Below are 24,727 nucleotides of genomic sequence, written 5' to 3' on the forward strand. Positions count from 1 at the left end.
TATGATGGATCCAGTCGAACAGGCGCTTGCCCATCTTCGTCAGTTCTGTACAGGCGAGACGGACGGCGTATCTCTCCCCATCACCATGAACTTCCATCCGGATATTGTTGCTGGCGGCGAAAACGTCATTGAACTCCTTGCCCGTCACGATGCCTATCGCTCGCAATTCGAAACGGGGACCAGCAGCGGCGGTTTGACCGCCCATCGCGGTGGGGATCGCTGGAGCTGGGAAAGCCGGATTTTCGGGGGTGCGTATGACAAGGAGGCCCCTTCGTTCCGACCAAAATATGGTGCGCTGAACCATCGCAATGACCCGGTGGGAGGTTCGCGTCGCTTCGGTTCAAGCCATATGCGTCTCAGGCCGCACGTTCGACCCCGAACGTCGTTCTGCTATCCTGACAGTTATCTGGAGCCAAAAAACTTCGCGGTCGGCGATGCTCGTCCTCTGATCGTCTTGGCCGAAGCAAACGCATCAGGGCTCGATCCATGGCTCGATAATTATATTGAGGCGCATGTTCACGGTCCGCTGCGCATCAGCGAGGATGTCGAAGCCATCGTCCTCGATCCGTCCTTTCGAAACACCGTGATAGAAGAATCCGCTGCTTCGCTCGGCTGCCGGGTGGAATGGCACGACGGTTTCCGGTTGCCGCTGGATCGGATTGCCGATTGCGAAGCGTATCGGGGGCCGGTCGCGGCCAATGCGATCGGACGAATTGCCGAGCAGAAGGTCGTGACGCCTGCGATCCTGTGGCGCGCCCGTGATCACCTGCTCGACTACCAAACGGCAAAATGGGTCTGGCATTGCATCGCGCGATACGGGCATGTTTGAGCGAATATCGGCTTGGGGCTGAAGCGCCGTTGTCGGAAGTTCGGCAGGCAGGGAACCCGACGATCGCTTCTGTGTTGAGAGTGCGGAACGCCCTTCGTTAAACCGCCAGCCCGAGGGTGCTACCTATTGGCCCGTCATCATGCTGCAACGCATGATGACGGGTCTTGCTGCTGGCCTCAACAGATCGAGTTTAGCGCGCAGTCCGGGAACGACTTCGGTCGTTACGGGTTAGATTTGAAGAGGCCGAAAGGCCAATTCCTCCGGAGATAGACGATGCCGGACAAACGCGCGGCTCCCAGCGCTTCTGACGATAAAGAGGCGGAAATCGTCGAAGAAATCACGACGGAGGCCGTGACGTGGAGTTCAATACTCTACGAACCGAGCTTGCTCGTGTTGATATTTATCGTCCTAATCGCGGCGGGTTCCGCGATCTGGTACCATTTTTATTGAGCCGTTATGCGTCTTGAGCCGCCCTACTCGGCCCTACTCGCTTGAGGCTTTCAGGCCAGACTGATGATCCTGGCCATCCTTGTCGCTGGGACGTGGATCTGAAGACGTCTGTTGCAAGGCGCAGCCTGCTGCCTTCTGCCAGAGGCGTGCGCAATCCAGAGGTATTTGTAGCCTCTAAAAGACAATTTCAGAACCCCTGCTCAAGATTCCATCCCTCATCTTCTCTCGGTCCTCGGCGTTATCGCCAGGCCGTATCCGAATTGGAACTTTCAGCCAGTTCCCTGAATTGCATCTATGCTGCCATTTACCAAAGAGGCCTGACATGATTGGATTTCTTATCGCCGCCTTGATCATCATCCTTGTGGCTTATGTGGTGATCCTGCTCATCGGCATGATCCCCGGATTGCCAGGACAAGTTCATCAAGCCGCGCGCATCGTCGTCGGGTTAATCGCCCTGCTCGCCATTCTTCAAAGGGCATTGCCGCTGATCGGTGGCGCTGGCCTGACGGGCCTATAATGCGCCTTCGAGACGGCTTGATCAGTAGCAGCGCGTTGTTCCCAACTTATCGGTTCGGCAACGCGTGCCATTGCTGCCCCGCGTTATCCCTAAGCGATCGGTTCTCCACCTGTTGCCGTAATTATCGCGCGTGGTGCCCAGCTTGTCAGTGCGATAGGTGGTGCCGTCACTGCCCCGCGTAGTCCCCTGGCGATCAGTTCGCCACCTGTTGCCATGATTGTCGCGCGTGGTGCCGAGCTTGTCGGTGCGATAGGTGGTGCCGTTGCTGCACCGCGTGGTCCCTAGCTTATCCGTTCGACATGTGAGCGCCAAAGCGGGCGCCGCCGAAAAGACCAAGATCGCCAACACGCCAATCAATCGCATGAATGCCCCCTATGTCGGATTTTGACCGTCCCAACCGAGGCTCATGTGTTAGCGCCAAATCATGTCGGCGCAAAATCTTTGCGTCGGTGATAGCCTGGCGATTGACCTGCGGCTTGAAACGCCCGAGCCCGTCGGCAATTTATAGGGCCGATACGCGGTTGCGACCGGCCCGTTTCGACTGGTACAGCCCCGCATCAGCGCGTGTGAGTATATCGCTGGAAAAACGATCCGGCAGACTGAATTCGCTAACACCGCCGCTGATCGTGGATTCGTAACGCACGGTTTCCTTGAGGGCGATGGGAACATGCTTACGTAACCGCTCGGCGATTTCCAGCGCATCGCTGCGATCGGTGCCGGGCATCACCACCACGAACTCGTCACCGCCGAAACGGGCGATCACATCGCTTTTGCGCAGGCTCTGGCGGCATAGGCGTGCTATTTCGACCAGAGCCGCGTCGCCTGCATGGTGTCCCATCTCATCGTTGAGGCGTTTGAAATTGTCGAGATCGAAGACCAGCACAGAAGTCTGAGCCTTTTCTCGTTCAAAGATCGTCAGCCGGTCATCCAAGGTCTCAAGCAGCTTACGGCGGTTGTAGAGCCCCGTCAGTGCGTCCGTTTCACTCAGTTGGCGCAGCTTTTGCTGAACGTCATTCTTGTCGGTGATATTGCTCGCTATCCAGACGACGGCCGCCTCGCCTTCAACCTGAAAGTTCAGTGCCTGAACGCGGCCTTCGAACCAGATGGAATGACTGGGGCCGTCGCCGGCTCCCTTCACGTCACTGCCGCTGAGTTCGTATTCGACGATATGGAGTACGCCGCTTTCCAACGCCTTTTCAATTTCAGCGGCGAACCATCGTGCCTTTTCTTCTTTCAGCACTTCAAACATGCTGCGTCCTACAAGCCCACTACCGTCATGATAGTGCCTGAGATCTTTCCCACCGAATACAGCCGCATAGCGGCCGCTGCGCGTGAGGATGAATGCCGGGTCTGGTAGGGAGGAAAGGATTGAGAGCAACTGCTGCTGAGTAAACACAGGCTAACTTCTCGCTCCACCTGACGACACGGCCCCTGCGATAAAAACCTCCGCATGTGCACTTACGCACAGCGTGTATTTCATCTGCAAATCAGCCTTCATTATTGTTGCATGGCAGCCTTTCATTTTTCTAAATGCCCAATCTGGCTCCACTTAGCCTGGCTCGAAAGTCGATCGGGTCAGCTCGACGGTTTTTTTCGCCACCCAGACTCTTGGCGGGGTCCGGTTTCTGGCAAAAGATGTCGAGAATTGCCGCAAAGCCGCTTTGTGGGCATGCGGTAACCGGCGGGAGCGCAGGCTATAGAGGGCAATTGGCAGGAGTGGCGGAAGAGGTGAGATTCGAACTCACGGTGAGCTTGCACCCACGGCGGTTTTCAAGACCGCTGCCTTAAACCACTCGGCCACCCTTCCAAACGACTGATCGTGCTTGCATTTCCCATTGGCAGTAGAACGGGTCTCCTGCCGCGAGAGTCCAGGCCGCGAACATCGCGGGCTCTCTCTAGGGCCGCGGGCCTCCTGACGTCAACCTTTGCTTACGGGCACGCCCTGCCGGCTGCGGTTCACTTCACCGCTATGTCGAAGTGCAGCACGTCCTCGCGGGTGCCGAGCTTGGAATAGAGGGCGACGGCCGGTGCGTCGGGCGGATCGGCCTGGACGTAGATCACATGAGCACCACGCGCCGCGCCGATGGTTTTGAGGGCCTCGATCAGCGCCGTCGCCACGCCTTTGCGGCGATAAGCGGCAGCCACCGCCAGGTCGTAGATATAGATCTCGTTGCGCGCCTGTTCGAACTTCGGCAGCTCATAAGCCGCGAGGCCGCCGATCACGGCACTGTTTTCGATCGCCGCCAGTGTGATGAAATGATCACCGTCCAGCAACTTTCGCAGATAGGCCGTGTCGGGCTGAGCCCGCGTATAAGTGTCGAGCTCGCCAAACGCCTCACCCATGACGGTGAGCAGATCGCGGAACAGGTCGATGTCGGCGCTGGTCAGCGGGCGGACGGCGAAGGCGTTGTCTTTCGGCATACTCTCCCCTCGGGCCCTGCCAAGGTACATCCGGCTGGCCGTGGTTGTCGCTCGGCGGCTGAAAACGGCCAACGCTCCCTCGGTGCAAGCCCTAAATTGTCCTATATTTAGAACAGATAGACGCAAAGTAGGTGTCTATCGCGAATATTGTCTCACAATTACCCTCTTTGCATTGAGGTCGGATCACAAAGCGCCGCCTCGCCATCAAGGAGCATTGTCATGAGCATTCCAGCCAATTTCAACGGCCAGAAGCCGACCATCGACCCCAATAACGCTGTCCTGCTGTTGATCGATCACCAGAGCGGCCTGTTTCAGACCGTTGGCGACATGCCGATGCCGGAGCTTCGCGCGCGCGCGGCGGCATTGGCCAAGATCGCCACGCTCGCCAACATCCCCGTCATCACCACCGCATCGGTGCCGCAGGGGCCGAACGGGCCGTTGATTCCAGAAATCCACGCCAATGCGCCGCATGCGAAATATGTCGCGCGCAGAGGCGAGATCAATGCCTGGGACAATCCGGACTTCGTCGCGGCGGTCAAAGCCACCGGTCGCAAACAGCTCATCATCGCGGGCACGATCACCAGCGTCTGCATGGCCTTCCCCTCGATCAGCGCCGTGCAGGATGGCTATCAGGTCTTTGCTGTTGTCGATGCCTCGGGCACCTATTCGAAAATGGCCGAGGAGATCACGCTGGCGCGTATCGTACAGGCTGGCGTCGTGCCGATGGATACAGCGGCTGTGGCATCTGAAGTGCAAAAGACCTGGAATCGCGACGATGCTCAGCAATGGGCTGAAGTCTACACCAAGATTTTCCCGGCCTATCAGCTGCTGATCGAAAGCTACGTTAAGGCGCAGCAGGTCGTGAACGATCACGAGCAGCTCGATTCCGTGCGCAGCTAGACGGAGCGATGCGGCAAGGCATCCATCTTAGGGCTTATGTCCGAAGCGGATGCCTTGCCGCGCTCCCACGCGCGCGGCCAACATCTCCCCAAGCTGGCGAGTGAGGTCTCGCCCGTCACGCCAGAAGCGGCACCGGCAGCTTCAAACTCTCCAGCAGCGCCTCGCGAAAGACGGCGATCGGCCGGGCGAGCCGTCCGGCCGGCGTGCGATGCAGCAGCCATGACCTGACGCGGGGATTGAATTCGGGGGAATCGATGACCTCGATCTTGTCGCGCCAGGGGCTGCCGGCGAAGGCAGCCGGCGTTACGATGCCGATGCCATGGCCGCGCGCCACCAACGACAGGCGGAGATCGGCGCTCAGCGCCTCGACGCCGACCTGAAACGGCAATCGGCTCGCCTCGAACTTATGCCGGATGAAGCCGCGAAAGCCGCAGCCGCTTTCATTCATCACCCAGGGAAAGCGCGATAGCTCCGACAGGCTCGCCGGATTGGGCACGCCGATCTCGGCTGCGGCCACCAACAAGACAGCCTGCGTTCCCAGCTCCTCGCTCGCCAGATCGTCTGGCGGACGCATGCCATCGGCAAGACAAAGCGCCACCGCATCGAGTTCATTGCGCGAGACCTGCTCCACCAGGCGTGGCGACCAGCCCGAGACGATGCGCAGCGTCAGCTGCGGAAATTCGCTGCGCAGCCGATCGAGCGGCAGCGCCAGCGCCGCGTCCGACAGATAGGGCATGATGCCGAGACGAAACTCGCCTTTGATATCGCCATCGGGCGAAACGCCGGCTTTTAGGTCTTCCAGCGAGCTCAACACCTTTCGGCCGTGCTCGTAGGCCTCGCGCCCAGCGGCAGTTGGCTTCAGCGGTTTCGACTGTCGGTCGAGCAGCACGGTGTCGAGCTGGATTTCGAGGTTTTGGATCCGGCGCGTCACGCCAGGCTGGGTCAGGTTCAGCCGGGCGGAGGCACCGACAATGGAGCCGGTTTCGACCACGGCGATGAAGGCTTCGAGATCTGGGATATTCATGCTGATCACGCATAATCATTATATATAATATTGAATTGTATCATATTGCGTGATCCAAATAAAGTCTTCGCTCTATATGCGACTTCGTTATGCGAGCGAAACACCATGTCTTCCAGTGAAATCCCTGCCCTCGAGTCCGCGCCAGCCCGTGCCGAAACGATCACCGGTCCGCTGACGCTGTTCTTTGCCGCCAGCGTGGGCGTGATCGTCACCAATCTGTTCGCGCCGCAGACGCTGGTTGGGTTGATCGGCCCTGCCATGGGGCTCGATCTCGCCGGTAGCGGCCTGATCGCGATGACGACGCTGCTCGGCTATGCGGCCGGGCTCTTCTTCCTCGTTCCGCTCGCCGATCTCCTGGAGAACCGGGCGCTGATTGTGCGCATGCTCGGCTGCGCGACACTGGCGGCGGCTGCGGTGATCTGGGCGCCGACGGCGACCGCGCTGCTCATCATCCTCTTCGTTCTCGGCGCCGCCTGTTCCGCCATTCAGATCATGGTCCCGATCGCCGCCTCCATGGCGCCGCCAGAGCGCCGTGGCCGGGTCATCGGCGATGTGATGAGCGGGCTGATGGTCGGCATCCTTCTGTCGCGTCCGCTGGCCAGCGTTCTCGCCGATGCGTGGGGGTGGCGGGCCTTCTATGGGGTGAGCGCGGCGGCCATGGCGATGCTCACCCTCGTCCTCGCCCTGCGCCTGCCCCGCCGACAGCCGGCGTCTTCGCGATTGAGCTATCCTGCCCTTATCGCCTCGCTTTGGCATCTTTTGCGCGCCGAGCCGGTGTTGCGCCAACGCGCGCTGACAGCGAGCCTCGCCATGGCTGCCTTCAGCCTGTTCTGGACAGCGGTGGCGCTGCGGCTGTCGCAAGCGCCGTTCGGTCTTGGCCTGCGTGGCATTGCGCTGTTCGCGCTCATTGGTGCCGTCGGCGCCGCGGTGACGCCCTGGGTCGGACACCTCGGCGATCAGGGCCGGACACGGCCGGTGACGATCATGTCCCATCTCGTCATGATCGGCGCTTTCGCTCTCGCGGCTTGGGCCGGGGCGGATGCGGCGGGATTGTCGCGGGCGATGTCTTGGCTGCCGCTGGTGCTGATGGGCGCGAGCGCGGTTCTGCTCGATATCGGGGTGACCGGCGATCAGACGCTCGGGCGGCGCGCCATCAACATGCTGCAGGCGGAGGCGCGCGGACGCATCAATGGCCTCTTCGTCGGGCTGTTCTTTGTCGGCGGCGCCATCGGCTCGGCCCTGGCCGGCGTTGCCTGGAACTGGGGCGGATGGACGGCGGTCTGCGTCGCCGGTGCTGCCGTTGGCGGTATGGCGCTCGTGTTCGACTGGCTGGAGGATGGCTCGGCCTGAACCGGCCTCACCTACCCCAGGCCAGCTCTTCCACATAGGTGCGGACATCCGCCGGCCACGGGCTCGCGTGTTCGGCGAAGCGCTCACGATCGATGGCGAACAGCGCGCGAGAGGCCTCCTCGAAACCCGGCAGGTTGCCGGCCATTGCCGACATGAAGCGATAGGCCGCCTCTTGCGCGGCGCGCGTCTGGCTGCGGCCGCCGTCGGTTTTGCGGGCGTCGTCGACAAGCCGGCGCAGCGCCTGGGAGGCCCCGCCCGGCTGCAGCGCCAGCCAATCCCAATGGCGCGGCAGCAAGGTGACCTCGCGGGCGACGACGCCGAGTTTCGGTCGGCCACGGCCACGGCCGCGCGGGGCATCGGCCGCTACCTCGGGCGGGTCTATCTGCGCGGGAGCGGCAAGCCGGGCCGCGATCTCGGTCGCGCTGCCCCGCAGATCGAGGTCAACCACCCGGCCTGTCGTATCGTCGAAAACGAGGACGGCCGCGTCCGGTCGCTCGGTGAGCGCACCTTTGACGGCGAGCGCCACATCGATCAAGGCGCCACGGGCCAGCAGGGCATGGCCGTCGAAGGCGGTGCAAGAAGGGGGAGTTGAGGTCGGGTTGGTCATGGCCGTTCATTACCCGGATAAAAAGGCTTGAGTCAATATTACCCGGATGATAATTGACGCCTCTCAAACAAACGAGATGAGGATAAGAGAGATGAAAGGCGCCGACAGAAAGGCGGCGGTGGCCGCCTATAAGGAGCGCAAGGCTGTCGCCGGCATTTACGCGGTGCTGTGCCGGCCGACGGGCCAACGCTGGATCGGCCGCGCGCCCGATCTATCAACCGTGCAGAACCGCCTGTGGTTCACCCTGCGCCAGAGTGTTACCCCGCACCGCAGCCTGCAGGCCGCCTGGGATGCCCATGGCATGGAGGCGTTCGCGATCGAGGAGCTTGAGCGGCTTGCCGAGGAAAGCGATCCCTACATCCGTGACAGCCTGCTGAAGGAACGCCAGGATTTTTGGCAGAAAAAGCTGGTAGCTGAGAAGGTTTGAGTATCAAATTAAAGTTTATGTAGAACTGAAAGATCCAGCCTCAACTCTATTCATTTTCGTCAAATTCGAGCTTGAGCTGCGCGCTTTCTTCCGGCACGCGCCTAGCTCGAATCTGACGTAGCGCCATGCCGACCAGGCTGCGCGCCGCGTCGCCGGCGGCCTCCATATAGGCGGGGTCGCGCTGCAGCAGCGTCACGGCGAAGGCGCCGTCGAGAAGCAGCAGCACCTGCTGGGCGAGCGGCTCAGCCGGGCCGATCCCGGCGGTGGCGAAGGTGGCGGCCATCCAGGCCTCGAACTTCTTTTTATGGGCGGCGCCAATCTTCAGCGCCGGATGACCGGGCATGGCGACAAGCTCGACCGAGGTGCGCAGGAAGCCGCAGCCCTGCCAACGTGGATGCCGGGCCGCATGCGCCAGGTGCAGAAAGATCGCCTTGGTCTTATCGGCCAGGCTCCCATCAGCCGCCTCGAACCAGCGCTGGAACAGGACCAGATTGGGCTGGTCGCGCGCCGTCAGATAGGCCTCGATCAGCTCGTCCTTGCTGGTGAAGTGGTAATAGAGCGTGCGCTTGGTGACGCCGGCTTTCTCGGCTACCGCGTCGACGCTGACGCGCCCGATCCCCTCCGCGTAGAACAGCTTTTCCGCCGCCGCGATGATCTTTCCACGGGTAGAGCTCTGACTTATCGCCATAATTATGTATACCGTCTAGTGAGTATACTTCAATCGCCAAGGGCTGTCCAAAGGGTGGCATTGTCGGCGCGTCAATGTCGGAGAAAATGATGGCCCCGCCCCTTCAGCCCTCGGAACGGATCAGGATGACCTGCCGCGATGGCGTCCAGCTGGGTGGCCATTTTTGGCCGGCGATTGGCGAGCCGCAGGGCTTCGTCGTCATCAACCCGGCGACCGGGGTGCTGGCGCGCTACTACCATCCCTACGCCAGCTTCCTGGCCGGGCATGGCTATGACGTTCTGACCTATGACTATCGCGGCATCGGCGCCTCGCGACCGGATAGGCTGCGCGGCTGCGGCTATCGCTGGCGCGATTGGGGGCAGCTCGACTTCGATGCGGCGATCCGCTTGGCCGCCGAGAAACGTCGGGCCGGCCCCCTCCTCGTCGTCGGTCATAGCGTCGGCGGCTTCCTACCTGGCCTCGCCGAAAGCGGACCGCTGGTCGATCGCTTACTGACCGTCGGTGCCCAATATGCCTATTGGCCCGACTATGCGCGGGCGCAGCGGCTGCACCTGTTTCTGAAATGGCATGTGGCCATGCCCGTTCTTACAGCCCTCGTCGGCTACTTCCCCGGCAAGCGGCTCGGCTGGTTGGAAGACCTGCCGGCTGGTGTCGCGAACGAATGGAGTTTTAAACGGCGGCGGACGGAATGGAGCTATCCGGCGGAAACGCGCGCCGACGTGCTCGCCCGTTTCGCCGCCTTCCGCGCGCCGATCCTTGCCATCGCGGTCACCGACGATGAACTGGGCACGGTGGCCGCGATCCAACGGACGCTGGCATACTATAGCGGCGCCGGGCGACAGCAGGTGGTGCTGTCGCCCGGCGATATTCGCGTCGAGGCGATCGGCCATTTCGGCCTGTTCCACGCCCGCTTCGCCGACAGCTTTTGGCCAGCGAGCCTGCTCTGGCTGCGCGACGGCATCAACCCGTGGGCTGATCGGGCCTAGGTCACACCTCGCGCACGAACGGTCAGTCGATCGCCTCGATGCCTTGCGCCCGCAAGCGTTCAATCCCCTCCTTCATTTTCTTCAGCCGTTCGGGAGAGTGGCCTTGCCACTCTGTGACCTCGCCGGTGACCTGCAACGGCTCGCGCGAGCGGTAGGACTGCGTCGGATTGCCGGGAAATTTCTTATCCGTCAGATTGGGATCATCGACGATCGGGCCAGTCGGCTCGACGATGTAAATCCTTTCTCGGCCGTCGCCGGCTGCTAGTTCGGCGCCCCAGATGGCCGCCTCCAAGGTGCCGGTGAGATAGACCCAGGACGCTGGCTTTTGCGCTCCGAAATTGGAGTTGTAGCCGGCCGCGATCAGGTCTCCCGTTTTCAGATCGGCGCGGGTGCCGTGATAAAATTGCTGCAGAATTTGATCGTTGGATGTCATCGAAGGTTGCTCCCTGTGTACGGGGGCAAGGCTCATAGACCGGGACCGGGGGCTTGCCGCAATCCCCCGGGTGAGCTAGATAATAATAGTGGCAAATGCCGGTTGATTTTCCCGGCCCGAATGCCGCCTTCCTCCCCTGAACAATCCGCTCAGCAAGAACCTCTCGCCGCGCCCTTATTTTCTTCCTACGCGCGCCTAGATTAAAAGGATCGGAGGAGCGCATGGGCACAACCACCACTCGCACCACTCAGGCCGACACTCACCTCTGGCGTATCGACGAGCACTGTATTCAGTGCGGCGCGGCGCAGACGGCCTTTCCCAATCTGGTCGCCGAGGGCAAGGATCGGTACTTCTTCCATCGCCAGCCGGAAAGCGCCGCCGAGACCGCCGACGCCTGGCGTGCGGCCCTGCTCTGCCCGGTCAGCGCGGTGCGCGCGCCCGAGGGCCTGAAAATGCCGGAAGGACTGTTCCCTCAGGAACTGGGGCCGGATCTCTATCGGCTCGGCTACAACGCCCGCGCCTCCTGGGGCGCCCACAGCTATCTGCTGCGTCGTCCGAACGGCAATGTGATGATCGACGGGCCGCGTTGGACGCGCCAGCTCGTCGAATGGCTGGAAGCGAACGGTGGGCTGAGCGATGTGCTGCTCACCCACAAAGACGATGTCGGCGACAGCGCCCGTTACGCCAAACACTTTTCCGCGCGGGTCTGGATTCATGCCGACGATCGCGACGGCGCGCTCTTTGCCAGCGATCTAATCGAAGGCACCGAGCCCGTCACCGTCGCCGACGACATCCTTGCCGTTCCCGTGCCCGGCCATACGCGCGGCAGCGTGGTCTTCCTGGCGGGCTCGGTCCTTTTTACTGGCGACTCCTTGGCCTGGAGCCATGACGACAAGCACCTCGTCGCCTTCCGCCGGGTCTGTTGGTACGACTGGCCGACGCAGTTGCGCTCGCTGGCGCGCCTCACGGCTTATCCTTTTGACCGCGTGCTGCCCGGCCATGGCGGGAAAGTGCACGACACGGCGGATGCGCTGCACGCGGCTCTGGTCGACATGCTCAGGCGTTATCGCTCGCCTGAGCCCAAAACCTAGGGCTAACGCTTCCTGGTTCCCGCCTCCATCGAAGTCATACGAAGGTTTGGGTAGGCACCCTTCCCGTTTCTTCCCACTATCGTTGTGCTGAAGCCTGGGAGGGATCGCCATGACACGGATGAGTCATCTCGTCGCAAAGTCTTTTGGCCTGTCGGTCTGGCCGGCGCTTGCGCTTTTTGCCTGGGCGACGCCCGCGGCGGGCGCGCTCGAAAAGGGCGCCTGTACCGTCAAGAAGGAAGCCGACGTCGCCGCCACCATGCGCGACGGCACAGTGCTTTTAGCCGATGTCTACCGGCCGCAAGAACCTGGCGACTATCCGGTGCTGCTGATGCGCCTGCCCTACAATAAGTCGGACGCGCAATCGGTGGTCTACGCCAAGCCGGCTGATTACGCCGCTCAGTGCTACATCGTCGTGATCCAAGATGTGCGCGGACAATTCACCTCCGGCGGCGAGTTCTATCCGTTCCGCCACGAAGGCAAGGACGGCTACGACACGGTGGAATGGGCCGCCAAACTGCCGGGCTCGAATGGCAAGGTCGGCATGTATGGTTTCTCCTATGTCGGCGCCACGCAATGGCTGGCCGCCGCCGAGAAACCGCCGCATCTGGTGGCGATCGCGCCGGCCCATACAGCATCCGATTATTACGACGGCTGGTCCTATGAAGGCGGCGCCTTCTCACTTGCGTTCAAGAAATCCTGGCCGGTGACCTCGATCGCCGCGTCAGCCATGCGCCGGTTCGGCGACCAGGGGCTGCTCGACAGCATTCAGAAAGGGGTCTCCGACCTGCCGGCGCTCTATCGGTACAAGCCGCTGATCGATTATTTGCCCGGCCGCAACGGAGGGCGCGTCGCGCCCTATTATCGCGACTGGGTGACCCACGACACCTGGGATGCCTATTGGAAGCAATGGAGCATCCGGACGCGCTACCAGAATATCGCCGTGCCAGCGCTCAATTTCGCCGGCTGGTACGACGTGTTCATGCGCGGCGGCGTCGAGAATTTCACCGGCATGCGTGAAAAAGCCAGCACCGAAGCAGCCCGCAAGGGCCAGCGGCTGGTGATCGGGCCGTGGATCCACTTGCCGTGGCTGCGTAAGGTCGGCGAGATCGATTTTGGACCAGAGGCGACCAATCCGATCGACCAGTTGCATCTTGCCTGGTTCGATTACTGGCTGAAGGGCAAAGCCAATGGCGTCGACAGCCAGAAGCCGGTTCGCCTGTTCGTGATGGGCGCCAATCAGTGGCGCGAGGCCGATAGCTGGCCTGTCGAAGGCACGCGCTTCACGCCCTATTACCTGTCGAGCCGGGGCCAAGCGAACACGCGCTTCGGCAACGGCACGCTTGGCACCGACAAGCCCGATGACGTGCAGGCACCCGACCGTTATCGCTACGATCCGGCCAATCCGGTGCCAAGCGCCGGCGGTCATTCCTGCTGCACCAACGATGCGGCGCCGGTCGGTCCTTTCGACCAGACCAAGATCGAAGGCCGCGCCGACGTGCTCGTCTACCAGACGCAACCGCTGGCCGCGAATATGGAAGTGACAGGGCCGGTGCAGGTCGTGCTCTATGCCGCCTCCTCGGCGCGCGACACGGATTTCACAGCAAAACTCGTCGACATCCATCCCGACGGCAAGGCTTACAATCTCAGCAATGGCATCATCCGCGCCAGTTCGCGCGAGACCTTGGAGCGGCGCATCCCGATCACGCCGGGCAAGGTCTATGAATACAAGATCGACCTGTGGCCGACGGCCAATCTGTTTCGCGCCGGCCATCGCATCGGGCTCGAAATCTCAAGCTCGAACTTCCCGCACTACGATGCCAATCCCAACACCGGGGCGAAGCATGGCACGACCACGGCGGTGAAGATCGCCGATCAGACCATCCTGCACGATGCGGCGCATCCCTCGCGCATCGTGCTGCCGGTGATGGCGACGCCGATCCAGTAAGAGGAAGGGCCGCATATAGCGGCCCTCCCCGATTATCCCGCCGCCACCGCTTGCCGTCGCGCGATCGGCTGCCGCCAGAGCTGCGCGCAGACGACGCCGGCGAGCGCCAGGCCGCCGCCGATAACGTGGAAGGCACGCACCGGCTCGCCGAGCATGACGATGGCCGCGGCCGCCGTCATCACCGGCAGCAGGTTGAGGAAGATGGCGCAGCGGCTTGGACCGATCTGCTGCACGCCTTTGATCCACAGAAACGGCAGCACCACCGACGCCAGGGCGCCGGCATAGAGGATGAGCGGCACGGTGTCGGCATTGAGCTGGCGCAGAGGCGCGGGTGTCGCCAGGAAAGCGGGAAACATCACCACCATGGTTGAGAGCGCCTGCATATAGGTCGATTGCCAGCCGGGGATCGGCAGATTCCAGCGCTTCAGCAGCACGCCGTAAAGCGCATAGACGACGGCGGCGACCAGCATCAGCGCATCGCCTGGATGCACGCCGTCGCGCAGGATCGCGGCGGGATCGCCGCCGCTGACAAGATAGACCAGGCCGACGAAGGACAGCACACCGCCGCCGATCATGCCCCAGGTCGGCGTTTCGCCGAGCATTGACGCACCGATGGCGACGGTGAGCAGCGGCGTCAGCGCCGTGAACACCGCCATATTGGTCGCCGTAGTCGTTTCCGCCGCCAGATAGGACAGGCTCTGGAACAGGCACATGGCGAGGAAGCCCAAGATGATGAACTGGCCGATGTGGGGCCAGATCGCCGCGCGATTGCGCCAGGCCGGGCGCGCGACGAACAGGCTCAACAGGCCGACCGCCACCACCAGACGATAGAAGGTGATCGCCTGCGGGCCGATGGCATGGGCGGAGAGGCGCGAGACGATGACATTGCCGGCCCACAGGGCGACGGCGATAAAAGGATAGAGAAAGGCCGCTTTCGAGGCTTGATTTGGGGTTTGCATGACACGATCCGGATTGGAGGTGCCTGCCGTTTAGTCCTTCCGGGAAAGTCCGTCTCACGCTAGAATGACCCTAACTAGCGAGAATGGGACATTTCGACTTTGGAGCCTGCAGACCTCGACGACCTCACCAGCCGCCATCTCGACTTTCACGCCACGGCGCGGCCGATGGTGGCGATGGAGATCGACTATCCCAATGGCACCTCCACCGGCCTGCACGCCCATCCGCGCGGCCAGTTGCTCTATGCCATCGCTGGCGTGATGATCGTGCGCTCGATGGTCGGCACTTGGGTTGTGCCGCCCAACCGCGCCGTCTGGCTGGTGGCCGACCTCGATCACGACGTGCGCATGGCCGGCGACGTAAAAATCCGCACCCTGTTCATCGACGATCGCACTGTGCCCGGCCTGCCTGCGGAAAGCTGTGTTCTTGCCGTGTCGCCGCTGCTACGCGAGCTGATCGTCGCCGCCATGAGCGTGCCTGCGGACTATGCGCCCGACAGCCGCGACGCACGCTTGATGCGGCTCCTGCTCGATGAACTGCGTCAGGAGCCTGTGTTGCCACTGCATCTGCCGATGCCGCGCGACCTGCGCGTGCGGCGTCTCTGCATGGCATTGGTGGCGCACCCCGACGCGGCGGCGACGGCGCAGGACTGGGCCGAAGGCTTCGGCGTGACGGCGAAGACCATTCATCGCTTGTTCGCCAAAGAGACCGGCCTCACCTTCGGCCAATGGCGTCAGCAGGCGCGGCTTCTGCACGCGCTCGAACGGCTGGCGCGCGGCGAGCGCATCATCGATGTGGCTATCGAGAGCGGCTATGCCAGCCAGAGCGCTTTCACCGCGATGTTTCGCAAACATTTCGGCCTGCCGCCGAGCGTGTTTTATCGCTAGCCTCGCCTTATTCGACCGGCAGGCCATGCAGCTTAAGGAAGGACAGCTTGTCCCAATAGCCGCGCTGAAAGGCAACCTTGCCGTCGCGCACGGTGAAGAAGCCGCAGCCGCGCAGGCCGAGCGGATCGCGCCATTCCAGCGCCGCCACATCGCCGGCCTCATGGATCGCCTCAACCAGGCAGACCATGTCGGCTGAAGCAAATTCCCGTTCGAACATCGCCTGAATAGCCACGGCGCCGATGATGGGCTCCTGCGTCACCTGATGATTGACCGCGTCGTCGTGATAAAGTTCAGCAAGGCCTTTGGCATCGGCCGCGTTGAAACGCTCGACCCATGTTTCGACCACTTGACGAGGCGTCATCATCGCCCTCCCATGAAGTTTCGCATCAACAAGCCTTCCACTCTATTTCAACCTGCAAGCCGCTTCTTGTGCGCGGTCCAGGACAATTGCGCCGGTCAAATTCACGATCACGAGAGCGCACAGAACGGCACAAACGAGCTCGAGCAGCAGGTTCGCCCGCTTGCGCCACGCCAAGCCATTGATGACGAGACTGACCCCATAAATGAGAAGCGCCGGCACGGCGAACAGATAGACATTGAACGGGCCGTCGCAATCGAGCGCATCGATGCCGAGCGCAGCCTGGTATTCGTTCGGCGGCATGACGGCACCCATCAGCGCCAGCGGTAGACCCAACACCAGCACGGTCCAGCCGAGCCACTTCAGCCTGTGGCGCGGCGAGGTGGCTGACGTATTGCTGGATCCATCATCGGAATCGGGTCGCCCCACGCATTCTTCTCCGTCACAAGAGCCGCCTCATATCGGAAAGGTTCTTTCATGACGACTCTGAACAACAAAATCGCGATTGTCACCGGTGCCAGTTCAGGCATCGGGCGGGCGGCGGCGGAACTGTTCGCGCGCGAAGGCGCAGCCCTTGTAGTCTCCGGGCGACGGCAGACTGTTCTCGACGAAGTGATTGCACAGATCAGCGCCGCAGGTGGACGCGCCGTGGCGGTGGCGGGCGATGTTAGCGACGATGCTCACGCGCGAACGCTAGTTGAGACCGCGATCGATCGCTTCGGCGGCCTGGATATCGCGTTCAACAATGCGGGAACCTCTGGCATCGCTGCGCCCGTGCCCGAGCTTTCTATCGAGACCTGGCGCGAGACGCTCGACACCAATCTCACCAGCGCCTTCTTCGCGGCCCGGCATCAGATTCCCGCCATGCTGGCACGCGGCGGCGGTTCGCTCATCTTTACATCCACCTTCGTTGGCCACACGGTTGGCTTTCCGGGCATGGGCGCCTATGCGGCGAGCAAAGCTGGCCTTGTTGGACTGACGCAAGTGATTGCCGCCGAATTTGGTGCGAAAGGCATCAGGGCCAATGCCCTCCTGCCCGGCGGCACGGATACACCGATGGGCCGCGCCGTTTCCAACACGCCGGAGATGCGGGCCTTCGTCGAAGGCTTGCATGCGCTCAAGCGATTGGCCGAGCCACGGGAGATCGCGCAAGCAGCCCTGTTCCTTGCCTCGGATGCGTCGAGTTTCATCACCGGCACGGCGCTACTGGCGGATGGTGGCGTTTCCATCACCCGCACGTAAGAGGCTTAAAGCCCCTTCACGAAGGTCGCGATCGCCGGCACGAGCGGCGCCGACAGAGCCAGGTTCGGATCCTTATAGGTCGCGATATTAGCCGTGCGGTCGGACGGCGCGGTTTTGAGGATGTGGTTCATGCCATCGATGATCAGCAATTTTGCGTCAGGCCGCGCCTCGGACAGGTGTTTGGCATCGTCCACGGTCACCTGGAAATCGGTAGTGCCCTGGATGATCAGGACTGGACCGCGCACCTTGCGCAATTCCGCGACCGGATCGAGCGTCAGCCAGGACATCATGTAGTTCTGCACGCTCGGCCGGTAGATCGCCATCAGGGCAGCCGGGACATCGGCCACCGACTTGCCCTGCTGCAACTGTTCGATGATCCGTCGCGAGGCTTGTTGCAGCTCGTCTGGAACCTTGGCGGCCGCCAATTGCCGGTCGATGGTGTTGGCGATCGGCTCACCGACACCAGCCATGAGGATAAGGCCGGAGACCGGCGTGCGTTGCGCGGCGATCGTCGCGATCAGCGCGCCCTCGCTGTGGCCGGCCAAAACGACGCGCGCCACCCTGCTCTGTTTGCCCAAAAGTTCAGCCCATCCCACCGCGTCGGTGACATAAGTGTCGAAGCGCAGATCGTTTTCGCGCAAACCTGACACCGCGCTGGCGGCGATGCCGCGCTTATCGACCCGCAGCGAGGCGATACCTTGGTCGGCCAGGCCGTGCGCCAGCATTTTGAGGCTGTCGTTGCGCACACCTGGCAGATTGCCGTCACGATCGACAGGCCCCGATCCGGCCAGGATCAGAACCGCTGGCACGGAATTTTCGCCGTCCGGCACCGTTAGCGTGCCGTGCAAATTGTCATTGGTGAGTTCGCGCTCGCTCCAGGCCGAGGCGTGCGATGCGTAGAAGTTCATGACCAGAACCTGAATGACGGCAAGCAGCGATTTCAAAATCACCTCGTTTGCCCGTTGAACGTGAATGGAACTCGATCTCGTTGACTTTAAATAAAAAGACCCGGTACCGCCAGAGCGGTACCGGGCAAGTCGCTCTCGAGGGACGCTCGAGGAGCTCGGTTAACTTATCAGCTCAGGTCGCGCCGATCCCGGCGGCCTTCACGATCCGTTTGATGGTCTCGTAATTGTCGCTGAGCAATTGCGAGAATTCCGACGAATTCATCGTCCTGGGTTCAATGCCCTGGATTTCAATCTTCTCGGCGACGCCGGGCATGTTGATCACCTTGTTCAGCATGCCGTTGAGCTTGTCGCGCACGTCGGCTGGAATGTTGGCTGGCCCGAGTAGGCCGAACCAGGAGGTGAACTCAAAATCGGGCAGACCGCTCTCGCTTACCGTCGGAATATTCGGCAGCGACGGGACGCGCTTTTTCGAGACGACGGCGAGAACTTTGAGGCTTGGATTCTCGATGAATCCTTGCGAGCCCAGGGTCGGTACGATCAGAATTTGCGTGTCACCGACGACGGTGCTGTTCAATGCTTCCGCCGTGCTCTTGTAGGGCACATGCACCACATTGATCTCGGCGCGATTGGTGAAATAGGCCGAGGCCAGATGGGTAGCGCTGCCGACACCCGCCGAAGCGTAATTGAGCTTGCCCGGATTGGCCTTGGCATAGGCGATCAGTTCGGCCACCGATTTCGCCGGCACGGCCGCATTAATGAGAAGCAGGTAGGCGCCGGTGCCGACATGGGCTAGCGGCGTGAAATCCTTGATCGGATCGTAGGCCGTCTTGCGATCGATCGCCGGACCGATCGAATGGCTGGACGCGGCCATCACCATCGTCCTGCCGTCCGGTGCTGACCTGGCAACGACGGAACTGCCAACACCGCCACCGGCCCCGGCGCGGTTTTCAACGATGACGGTCTCGCCCAGAAGCGTGCTCAGTTCCGGTGCGATCACGCGCGCCAGCACATCTTGGCCTCCGCCCGGCGCGAAAGGTACGATGATCTTGTAAAAATCGCTTTGCGCCGTGGCGATCTGCACACTGGCGCAAAGCGCGAAGAGGCCGCCGAGCACGCGCAGCGGCAATCCAACTCTAGTCGGTAACGACCCACTCCTCATATCGTCCTCCCATTTGTAGATTCTTGCCTTTTGTAGAGTCTCGTCTTTGCTGCCGAGCCCCTCCGCTCAGCGGGCCAAAGACGGGTACAGTCGCTCCGCCGTGCGGCGGAAGATCCACTCCTGATCGTCAACCGACAGGAAGGACATGGCCGCGAGGCTTTCGTCGACGATGCGCGACAGCGACGCGTCGGAGGTCGGAAAGTTCGAGCCCCAGGCGATGCGCGAGGCGCCGAAGGTGTCGACCACCTTCTGGAAATACGGCTGGAACGCGCCACCGCCTTCCGCGATCATCCGGACGTTGCGGATGGTCAGTTTCAGCGTCAGGTTCGGATAACGTGCCAGATCGAACAACGGCTGCGCCGCCGCGTAAGGCGCTCCGTCGCGCGCGTCGGGCGAGGCCAGATGATCGAGGATCACAGTCGCCCTGGGGAAACGCTCCAACAACGTATGCAGCTGATCGACGGCCTTGAGCTGCATCTGCACGCAAACCGGAATGCCCAGCTCCTGCGCGCATTCCCAGGCCGGGAAGGTCTTGGCATCGTCGAGCCAGCCGGCCTGCTCGCGCATGGTGCTGCCAGTGGTGAACAGACGCAGGCCAGACAGGCCCTTGCCGACCCAATGGCGGATTTTCTCTGGCGCGTCCGCGCTCAACACATCGACGGAGAAGACACCGGCGAAACGCTTTGGATAAGCGGCCACGGCATCCGCGACGAGCGAATTGTCATAGCCGTAGCAGGTCGAAGCCTGCACCAGGGCCGAGCGGCTGACACCGGCCGCATCCATCGCCGCGACCATTTGATCTGGCGTCACCGGCCGGTCGCGTGCCCAATCCGACAGGACACCACCCAGCGGCGAGCGCGGATAACGCACTTCGTGGGCCGAAATGACATGAGGGTGAATATCAACGATTTCGATGGCCATTGCGTATCCTTAAATCCTCGACGGTCTGTTGCGCGCGGCACTATTCGTGGGTGATAGCATAGACCTGCTTCAGGAGATCCGGGGACGCGGCGCGGAATTCCGCGAGCACGCCGTCGATTTCCTTCGCCGTCTTCAGCTCAAGATTCATCATCATCTTCTTACCGGCTTCGAGCGCCTCGGGATCGCTCAGCGTGTCAGCGAGAGCCTGGCGTAGTGCTTTCACCCGCTCATCGGGCGTGCCCGGCGGCGCCGCGAGGGGCCGCGTAATCTTGGCTGGATCGAAGACAAGCCGCGCGGCGCGGCGCATTTCGTCGCTCTTCATCGCACTCATGATCGGCGTGGCGCTTGGAAACAACGGCGAGGCCTGCTCGGTTGAGCTCTGCATGATCAACTGCAGCGATCCGCCTTTGATGTCATCCATATAAGCGGAGCGCAGGGAGGATTCGAATAGGCCGCAGGTGCCGTCCACCTCGCCGCGCTGCATCGCCAGCATGATGTCCTTGGTGCCGGTGTAGCCGTTGATGACTTTGAGCGGCGCGCCGAGCGCGTTCTTGAAGAACAGCGGATAGACGCTGGGCACCGCGCCTGGCGCGCTGGAACCAAAGGAGATGGTCTTTTTACTGGCGACGAGATCGGGCAGGTTCTTGATGTCGACGCCCGCGCCTTTCCACACCCCGCAATATTGATTGTCGGTGTCCATGCTGCCGATCCAGGCGAATTTGCTTGGATCGAACATCGCGCCCTTCTCGCCATAATAAGGCTGCAAAGCCACGTCGAAGGCGAAGACGCCGAGCGTCAGGCCGTCCTTGGCGGCGGCGTTGTAGATGGAATTGGCGACACGCAGGCTACCGCCGCCGGGCGCGTTCTGCACCACCACGGTCGGTTTGCCGGGAATATGCTTGCCATAGAACTGCGAGACCACCCGGGCCGTCATGTCATAGCCGCCGCCGGGGCCGTAGCCGACCTGAATGGTCAGCGTCTTGCCTTTGTAGAACGCCGCGACGTCTTCGGGTTGGGCTTGCGCGGCTGTGCCCGCGGCAAACGCGCAGACGGAGGCGATCAGCAAAGCAGTCCGGGCCGGAGTGAACAAAACCGTTCCTTTCATTGAAGTGTCCCCGTCAGGCCGCGTTCCCGCAACAGAGCCACGAACGCGCCCATCCAGACGTCATAGTCGGGGCGCCGCCAGGCGGTCACCAGATTGCCATCGACCACAGCCGTGCCCGGCGTGTGCACCCAGATGCACTGGGCGGCGAGCACATCGGCTTCGATCACCACATTGCCGCTGAGCCGTTTGCCGGTGATGCCCGACTGATGCAGCGCCTCAAGGATGACGTTCGGCCCGTGGCAGATGCCGGTCACCGGCTTGTCGTTCTCGATGAAGTGGCGAACGATCTCGATGCAACGGCGGTTGGCGCGCAGATATTCGGGGCCCGGGCCGCCGGGAATAACGATGGCGTCATAGTCTGTGGGATCGACATCGTTGAAAGCGACATCGACATTGACGATCCGCCCCGGCCGCTGCTCGAACGTGTCGACAGCCCCATTGGCGCCGCCGGCGACGATGACGACCATGCGCGTTGGCTTTTTAACATGGGCCGCGATAGTGACGTTATGGCCCTCTTCCAACATGCGGTAATAGGCATAGTCGTGGATGCCGCAGCTGGTGGATTCGGCGATGGTGAACAGGATTTTCGCCATGTTCAGGCCGCCTTCCGAGCGTTGGTGCGGGCCCGCAACAGCGCGAGGAATTCGCGGACCCAGATATGCGGATAGCCATCGCTGACGGTGACGATATTGCCATCGCGCACGGCCTCGCCGCGCGTCTCGACGAAGGTGCAGCCGCCCATCTCGACGCGCGGGCGGATCAAGGGATGGCCGGTGAAGCGCCGGCCAGGGCCGCCGGCGGTGACAAGAACGATGGGGCCACGGCAGATCGCGGCCACGGGCTTGCCGCTGGTGATGAAGTGGCGAACGATTTCAGTGCAGCGTTCGTAATTGCGCAGATAGACCGGGGCGCGACCGCCCGGCAGCAGCAGGCCGTCATAGGTGGCGGGATCGATATCCTCGAACGTGGCGCTGGCCTGGGTGACATACCAGGGCCGCTCGACGCCGGCATCCCAGCCGTCTTCCTGCTGGTGAAACACGGTCAGCAGTGGCTTCTTCTTCGGCGCGGCGACGGTGACCTCGAAGCGCTCCTCGCGCATGCGGAACAGGCCATATTCCAGCTCGGGACCGGCGCCGTCCCCGCTGATGATCAATACCCGGCTCACGCGTTTCTCCCGTCACCTTTTGTTCTGTGGCCTTTAGAGCGTCGAGCGATATGAAACAAATGGAAGTTTTTGCTCAATTGATCTATTTTTCTCATAGAAGGAAACGTCAGAAACAGCTTGGCTAGAGCGGGCGGAGACAGTCTTGAAGATCGATATGCGCGGCTTAGAGGCGTTTCTGTGGGTCGCGGAACTCGGCACCTTTGGGCGCGCCGCCGCCCATCTCAACATCTCGCAGACCGCCGTCAGCCACAGGCTGAAGAAGCTCGAGGAAAGTCTGGGGTTGCAGCTGTTCAGCCGCTCGACGCGGCAGGTCACGCTGACGCCGGCCGGCGCCGACCTGCTGCCGACGGGCCGCGCGCTGATCAGCGATTTCGAGGCTCAGCTTGAGCAGATCCGCAAGCGCCACGTGGACACCGCCGAGGAGCTGACCTTGGCCTGCGTGCCGACGCTCGCGATCCATGTGTTGCCGCCAGTCTTCGCCAAGTTCAGCAGCAAACGGCCGACGGCGCGGGTGCGCCTGTTCGACAAGTCGATTACCGAGATCGGCGACACGATCGCCTCGGGCCTCGCCGAATTCGGCATTACCTTGCTTGCCGCCAATCACTGGAAGCTCGCCACCGAGCCGCTGCTGAAGGACGAGTTCGTCTGCGTCTGCCCGGCCAAACATCCGCTGGCCAACAAGGCAGTTGTAACGTGGAGCGATCTCGAGCCCCTACCCTTGGTGCGCTTCACGCCGCACACGGCCAATCGCATTGTCATCGACAACGCGCTCGGCAGCCGTGCTGATCGGTTCAACTGGTTCTATGAAGTGCAGCACACGATGACGGCGCAGATGCTGGTCGACAGCGGCCTCGCCTTGGCGATCCTCCCCAGCCTCGCCACCCAGAACTTACCCCCGAGTCTGAAGGCCCTGCGGCTGACGCATCCGCGCGTCACCCGCACGATCGGCATCGTCCGGCGCCGAGACGAAGCGCCATCAGACCTGGCGCGGGTGTTCCATGCGGCGCTGAAGGAACAGGTGGAGAGGATCAGGAAGTAGCGCTTGACCAACCCATAGCTCGCTGGTTATAGATAAATCCATAGCCAATGGGTTATTGATCTTGATGACGAACGCGCCTGACATGCTCTTCAAAACCCTCGCCGATCCGACGCGGCGAGCCCTTTTCGAGCGGCTGTGCCGCGAGGGAGAGCAGACAGTCGGGGCTCTGACCGCCCAGGCCGGGGTTTCTCAGCCCGCCGTCTCGAAGCACCTTGGTGTTTTGAAACAGGCCGGACTAGTGCGCGACCGCCATGAAGGTCGCCAGACCCATTACAGCGCCGAACTCAGCGCCCTGGCCCCACTGGTCGACTGGACCAGCCGCATGACCGGCTTCTGGCAGGGCCGGTTCGACGATCTTGAAGATCTCCTGAAAAGGATGGACCAATGACAGATACAGCAACAGAAACCCTCTCCGTCGTTGTCGAACGGGAGATCTCTCATCCGCCGGAAAAGCTCTGGCGCGCGCTGACGCAGTCCCATCTGATCGCCGAGTGGCTGATGAAAAACGATTTTGCGCCCGTCGTCGGACACCGCTTCAATCTGCGCGGTGAATGGGGCGGCGTGCTGGACTGCGAAGTTCTGACGATCGAGCCGAACAGAACCCTGTCCTACACGTGGAACTTGGCGCACGACGAAGCGGCCTACAATCTGCAGAGCGTGGTGACCTTCACGCTGACGCCGACAAGTGCTGGAACGCATCTGCGCATGGAGCAGTTGGGCTTCCGTCCAGATCAGAAGCGGGCTTTTGGCGGCGCCAAGGCGGGTTGGCCGCAGTTCTTCACGAAACTGGAACAGGTGCTGGCGCGGCCCGTGTGAGGTCTGCCGCTTTGCGCTTGTCTTCATAGGAGGTCCCATTGGGAGTGGACATGGCCAAAACGTCCGCCAAGGTTGCGAAGAAGACCGCTGCGAAACCCGCCCTTCTCTCAGGCGCCAATCCGCAGATCGCGAAAGGCGATGGCGATGCGCCAGTGCAAGCTTACATCGCGGCCATGCCCGGCTGGAAACAGGATGTTGGGCAACGCCTCGATGCGCTGATCACGCGCACGGTTCCGAGCGTGCACAAGGCCGTCAAATGGAACTCACCGCTTTACGGCATTGAAGGCCAGGGTTGGTTTCTCGGCATTCATTGCTTCACCAAATACATCAAAGTGGCGTTCTTTCGCGGCACATCACTGCATCCTGTTCCGCCAGGTGCGTCCAAGAGCCAAGACACGCGCTACCTCGACATCCGTGAGGATGACCCCTTCGATGAGGCCCAGCTCGCAGCCTGGGTGAAGCAAGCAAGCCAATTGCCCGGCGAACGCATGTGAACGGATAC

General features: G+C 62.0%; 30 protein-coding genes and 1 tRNA gene. 15 read left to right on the top strand and 16 right to left on the bottom strand.

Features of this window, described 5'->3' with window-relative positions:
• Positions 1-4: 4 nt before the first annotated feature.
• From BLW50_RS06815 to BLW50_RS06820, 3 genes are all read left to right on the top strand, one after another.
• Complete coding sequence (locus tag BLW50_RS06815) at positions 5-829, top strand: DUF3626 domain-containing protein (RefSeq protein ID WP_244544151.1); 825 nt, start codon at positions 5-7, stop codon at positions 827-829.
• Positions 830-1,102: 273 nt separating this feature from the next.
• Positions 1,103-1,279, top strand: a complete 177-nt coding sequence (locus BLW50_RS30620) for a hypothetical protein (protein ID WP_170850024.1) — start codon at positions 1,103-1,105, stop codon at positions 1,277-1,279.
• A gap of 322 nt (positions 1,280-1,601) precedes the next feature.
• Positions 1,602-1,796, top strand: a complete 195-nt coding sequence (locus BLW50_RS06820; protein WP_090699369.1) for a hypothetical protein — start codon at positions 1,602-1,604, stop codon at positions 1,794-1,796.
• A gap of 502 nt (positions 1,797-2,298) precedes the next feature.
• On the opposite strand, the gene BLW50_RS06830 is transcribed toward BLW50_RS06820, so the two are convergent.
• The 3 genes from BLW50_RS06830 to BLW50_RS06840 form a co-directional block, all read right to left on the bottom strand.
• Entirely contained in the window at positions 2,299-3,045 is a 747-nt protein-coding gene (locus BLW50_RS06830) for a GGDEF domain-containing protein (RefSeq protein ID WP_244544152.1), read from the bottom strand.
• Between the two features lie 468 nt (positions 3,046-3,513).
• Positions 3,514-3,603: transfer RNA gene (locus BLW50_RS06835), tRNA-Ser, on the bottom strand.
• A gap of 149 nt (positions 3,604-3,752) precedes the next feature.
• Entirely contained in the window at positions 3,753-4,217 is a 465-nt protein-coding gene (locus BLW50_RS06840; protein WP_090699380.1) for an AAC(3)-I family aminoglycoside N-acetyltransferase, read from the bottom strand.
• A gap of 219 nt (positions 4,218-4,436) precedes the next feature.
• Here BLW50_RS06840 and BLW50_RS06845 point away from each other — a divergent pair, with 219 nt between their 5' ends.
• Positions 4,437-5,117 carry an isochorismatase family protein gene (locus BLW50_RS06845; RefSeq protein ID WP_090699383.1) on the top strand — a complete coding sequence of 227 codons (681 nt, stop codon included), beginning with the start codon at positions 4,437-4,439 and terminating at the stop codon, positions 5,115-5,117.
• A gap of 115 nt (positions 5,118-5,232) precedes the next feature.
• Here BLW50_RS06845 and BLW50_RS06850 read toward each other — a convergent pair whose 3' ends face one another.
• Entirely contained in the window at positions 5,233-6,141 is a 909-nt protein-coding gene (locus BLW50_RS06850; protein ID WP_090699387.1) for a LysR family transcriptional regulator, read from the bottom strand.
• Between the two features lie 105 nt (positions 6,142-6,246).
• Here BLW50_RS06850 and BLW50_RS06855 point away from each other — a divergent pair, with 105 nt between their 5' ends.
• Positions 6,247-7,491: an MFS transporter gene (locus tag BLW50_RS06855; protein ID WP_090699390.1), complete on the top strand. Its 1,245-nt coding sequence runs from the start codon at positions 6,247-6,249 to the stop codon at positions 7,489-7,491.
• A gap of 7 nt (positions 7,492-7,498) precedes the next feature.
• On the opposite strand, the gene BLW50_RS06860 is transcribed toward BLW50_RS06855, so the two are convergent.
• The gene (locus tag BLW50_RS06860; RefSeq protein WP_090699393.1) at positions 7,499-8,098 is read right to left on the bottom strand and encodes a DUF2239 family protein; all 600 of its coding nucleotides are present in this window, start codon (positions 8,096-8,098) and stop codon (positions 7,499-7,501) included.
• A 91-nt stretch (positions 8,099-8,189) separates the two neighbouring features.
• Between BLW50_RS06860 and BLW50_RS06865 the strand changes: the two genes are divergently transcribed.
• Positions 8,190-8,525 (top strand): GIY-YIG nuclease family protein, encoded by a 336-nt coding sequence (locus BLW50_RS06865; RefSeq protein WP_090699395.1) that lies wholly within the window; start codon positions 8,190-8,192, stop codon positions 8,523-8,525.
• A 46-nt stretch (positions 8,526-8,571) separates the two neighbouring features.
• On the opposite strand, the gene BLW50_RS06870 is transcribed toward BLW50_RS06865, so the two are convergent.
• Positions 8,572-9,213 carry a TetR/AcrR family transcriptional regulator gene (locus BLW50_RS06870; RefSeq protein ID WP_090699397.1) on the bottom strand — a complete coding sequence of 214 codons (642 nt, stop codon included), beginning with the start codon at positions 9,211-9,213 and terminating at the stop codon, positions 8,572-8,574.
• Between the two features lie 89 nt (positions 9,214-9,302).
• On the opposite strand from BLW50_RS06870, the gene BLW50_RS06875 reads away from it, so the two are divergent.
• Entirely contained in the window at positions 9,303-10,199 is an 897-nt protein-coding gene (locus BLW50_RS06875; protein ID WP_244544153.1) for an alpha/beta hydrolase family protein, read from the top strand.
• 22 nt (positions 10,200-10,221) lie between these two features.
• Here the strand turns inward: BLW50_RS06875 and arr are convergent, their stop codons facing one another.
• On the bottom strand, positions 10,222-10,632 hold the full coding sequence (gene arr, locus BLW50_RS06880) for an NAD(+)--rifampin ADP-ribosyltransferase (RefSeq protein WP_090699404.1): 411 nt from the start codon (positions 10,630-10,632) through the stop codon (positions 10,222-10,224).
• Positions 10,633-10,853: 221 nt separating this feature from the next.
• On the opposite strand from arr, the gene BLW50_RS06885 reads away from it, so the two are divergent.
• The gene (locus BLW50_RS06885) at positions 10,854-11,723 is read left to right on the top strand and encodes an MBL fold metallo-hydrolase (RefSeq protein WP_090699407.1); all 870 of its coding nucleotides are present in this window, start codon (positions 10,854-10,856) and stop codon (positions 11,721-11,723) included.
• A gap of 109 nt (positions 11,724-11,832) precedes the next feature.
• Positions 11,833-13,668: a CocE/NonD family hydrolase gene (locus tag BLW50_RS06890; protein WP_090699411.1), complete on the top strand. Its 1,836-nt coding sequence runs from the start codon at positions 11,833-11,835 to the stop codon at positions 13,666-13,668.
• 32 nt (positions 13,669-13,700) lie between these two features.
• On the opposite strand, the gene BLW50_RS06895 is transcribed toward BLW50_RS06890, so the two are convergent.
• Positions 13,701-14,627 (bottom strand): DMT family transporter, encoded by a 927-nt coding sequence (locus BLW50_RS06895; RefSeq protein ID WP_090699414.1) that lies wholly within the window; start codon positions 14,625-14,627, stop codon positions 13,701-13,703.
• A gap of 99 nt (positions 14,628-14,726) precedes the next feature.
• On the opposite strand from BLW50_RS06895, the gene BLW50_RS06900 reads away from it, so the two are divergent.
• Positions 14,727-15,512: an AraC family transcriptional regulator gene (locus BLW50_RS06900; RefSeq protein WP_244544154.1), complete on the top strand. Its 786-nt coding sequence runs from the start codon at positions 14,727-14,729 to the stop codon at positions 15,510-15,512.
• Positions 15,513-15,519: 7 nt separating this feature from the next.
• Here BLW50_RS06900 and BLW50_RS06905 read toward each other — a convergent pair whose 3' ends face one another.
• A complete protein-coding gene (locus BLW50_RS06905; protein ID WP_090708805.1) occupies positions 15,520-15,873 on the bottom strand; it encodes a nuclear transport factor 2 family protein in 354 nt (117 codons plus the stop codon).
• A 42-nt stretch (positions 15,874-15,915) separates the two neighbouring features.
• Positions 15,916-16,299 carry a hypothetical protein gene (locus tag BLW50_RS06910; protein ID WP_090699417.1) on the bottom strand — a complete coding sequence of 128 codons (384 nt, stop codon included), beginning with the start codon at positions 16,297-16,299 and terminating at the stop codon, positions 15,916-15,918.
• A gap of 48 nt (positions 16,300-16,347) precedes the next feature.
• Here BLW50_RS06910 and BLW50_RS06915 point away from each other — a divergent pair, with 48 nt between their 5' ends.
• Positions 16,348-17,112, top strand: a complete 765-nt coding sequence (locus BLW50_RS06915; protein WP_090699420.1) for an SDR family oxidoreductase — start codon at positions 16,348-16,350, stop codon at positions 17,110-17,112.
• A gap of 5 nt (positions 17,113-17,117) precedes the next feature.
• Here BLW50_RS06915 and BLW50_RS06920 read toward each other — a convergent pair whose 3' ends face one another.
• The 6 genes from BLW50_RS06920 to BLW50_RS06945 all read right to left on the bottom strand — a co-directional run bounded on the left by BLW50_RS06920 (position 17,118) and on the right by BLW50_RS06945 (position 22,370).
• Positions 17,118-18,056, bottom strand: a complete 939-nt coding sequence (locus tag BLW50_RS06920; RefSeq protein WP_244544155.1) for an alpha/beta hydrolase — start codon at positions 18,054-18,056, stop codon at positions 17,118-17,120.
• Between the two features lie 136 nt (positions 18,057-18,192).
• Complete coding sequence (locus BLW50_RS06925) at positions 18,193-19,179, bottom strand: Bug family tripartite tricarboxylate transporter substrate binding protein (protein ID WP_090699424.1); 987 nt, start codon at positions 19,177-19,179, stop codon at positions 18,193-18,195.
• Positions 19,180-19,245: 66 nt separating this feature from the next.
• A complete protein-coding gene (locus tag BLW50_RS06930) occupies positions 19,246-20,100 on the bottom strand; it encodes an amidohydrolase family protein (protein WP_090699427.1) in 855 nt (284 codons plus the stop codon).
• Between the two features lie 40 nt (positions 20,101-20,140).
• Positions 20,141-21,205: a Bug family tripartite tricarboxylate transporter substrate binding protein gene (locus tag BLW50_RS06935; RefSeq protein WP_090699429.1), complete on the bottom strand. Its 1,065-nt coding sequence runs from the start codon at positions 21,203-21,205 to the stop codon at positions 20,141-20,143.
• On the bottom strand, positions 21,202-21,798 hold the full coding sequence (locus BLW50_RS06940) for a DJ-1/PfpI family protein (protein ID WP_090699432.1): 597 nt from the start codon (positions 21,796-21,798) through the stop codon (positions 21,202-21,204). The genes BLW50_RS06935 and BLW50_RS06940 overlap by 4 nt, the downstream gene beginning before the upstream one ends.
• Positions 21,799-21,800: 2 nt before the next feature.
• Positions 21,801-22,370 carry a DJ-1/PfpI family protein gene (locus tag BLW50_RS06945; RefSeq protein WP_090699435.1) on the bottom strand — a complete coding sequence of 190 codons (570 nt, stop codon included), beginning with the start codon at positions 22,368-22,370 and terminating at the stop codon, positions 21,801-21,803.
• Between the two features lie 142 nt (positions 22,371-22,512).
• Here BLW50_RS06945 and BLW50_RS06950 point away from each other — a divergent pair, with 142 nt between their 5' ends.
• From BLW50_RS06950 to BLW50_RS06965, 4 genes are all read left to right on the top strand, one after another.
• The gene (locus BLW50_RS06950; RefSeq protein ID WP_090699437.1) at positions 22,513-23,409 is read left to right on the top strand and encodes a LysR family transcriptional regulator; all 897 of its coding nucleotides are present in this window, start codon (positions 22,513-22,515) and stop codon (positions 23,407-23,409) included.
• Between the two features lie 64 nt (positions 23,410-23,473).
• Positions 23,474-23,797, top strand: a complete 324-nt coding sequence (locus BLW50_RS06955) for an ArsR/SmtB family transcription factor (protein ID WP_090699439.1) — start codon at positions 23,474-23,476, stop codon at positions 23,795-23,797.
• A complete protein-coding gene (locus BLW50_RS06960) occupies positions 23,794-24,225 on the top strand; it encodes an SRPBCC family protein (protein WP_090699442.1) in 432 nt (143 codons plus the stop codon). Before BLW50_RS06955 ends, BLW50_RS06960 begins: the two co-directional genes overlap by 4 nt.
• 50 nt (positions 24,226-24,275) lie before the next feature.
• Positions 24,276-24,719, top strand: coding sequence for a DUF1801 domain-containing protein (locus tag BLW50_RS06965; RefSeq protein ID WP_090699444.1), 444 nt, complete (start codon positions 24,276-24,278; stop codon positions 24,717-24,719).
• Positions 24,720-24,727 lie beyond the last annotated feature (8 nt).

The organism is Beijerinckia sp. 28-YEA-48 (assembly GCF_900104955.1).
In the GTDB taxonomy this organism is placed as follows: Bacteria; Pseudomonadota; Alphaproteobacteria; order Rhizobiales; family Beijerinckiaceae; genus Terripilifer.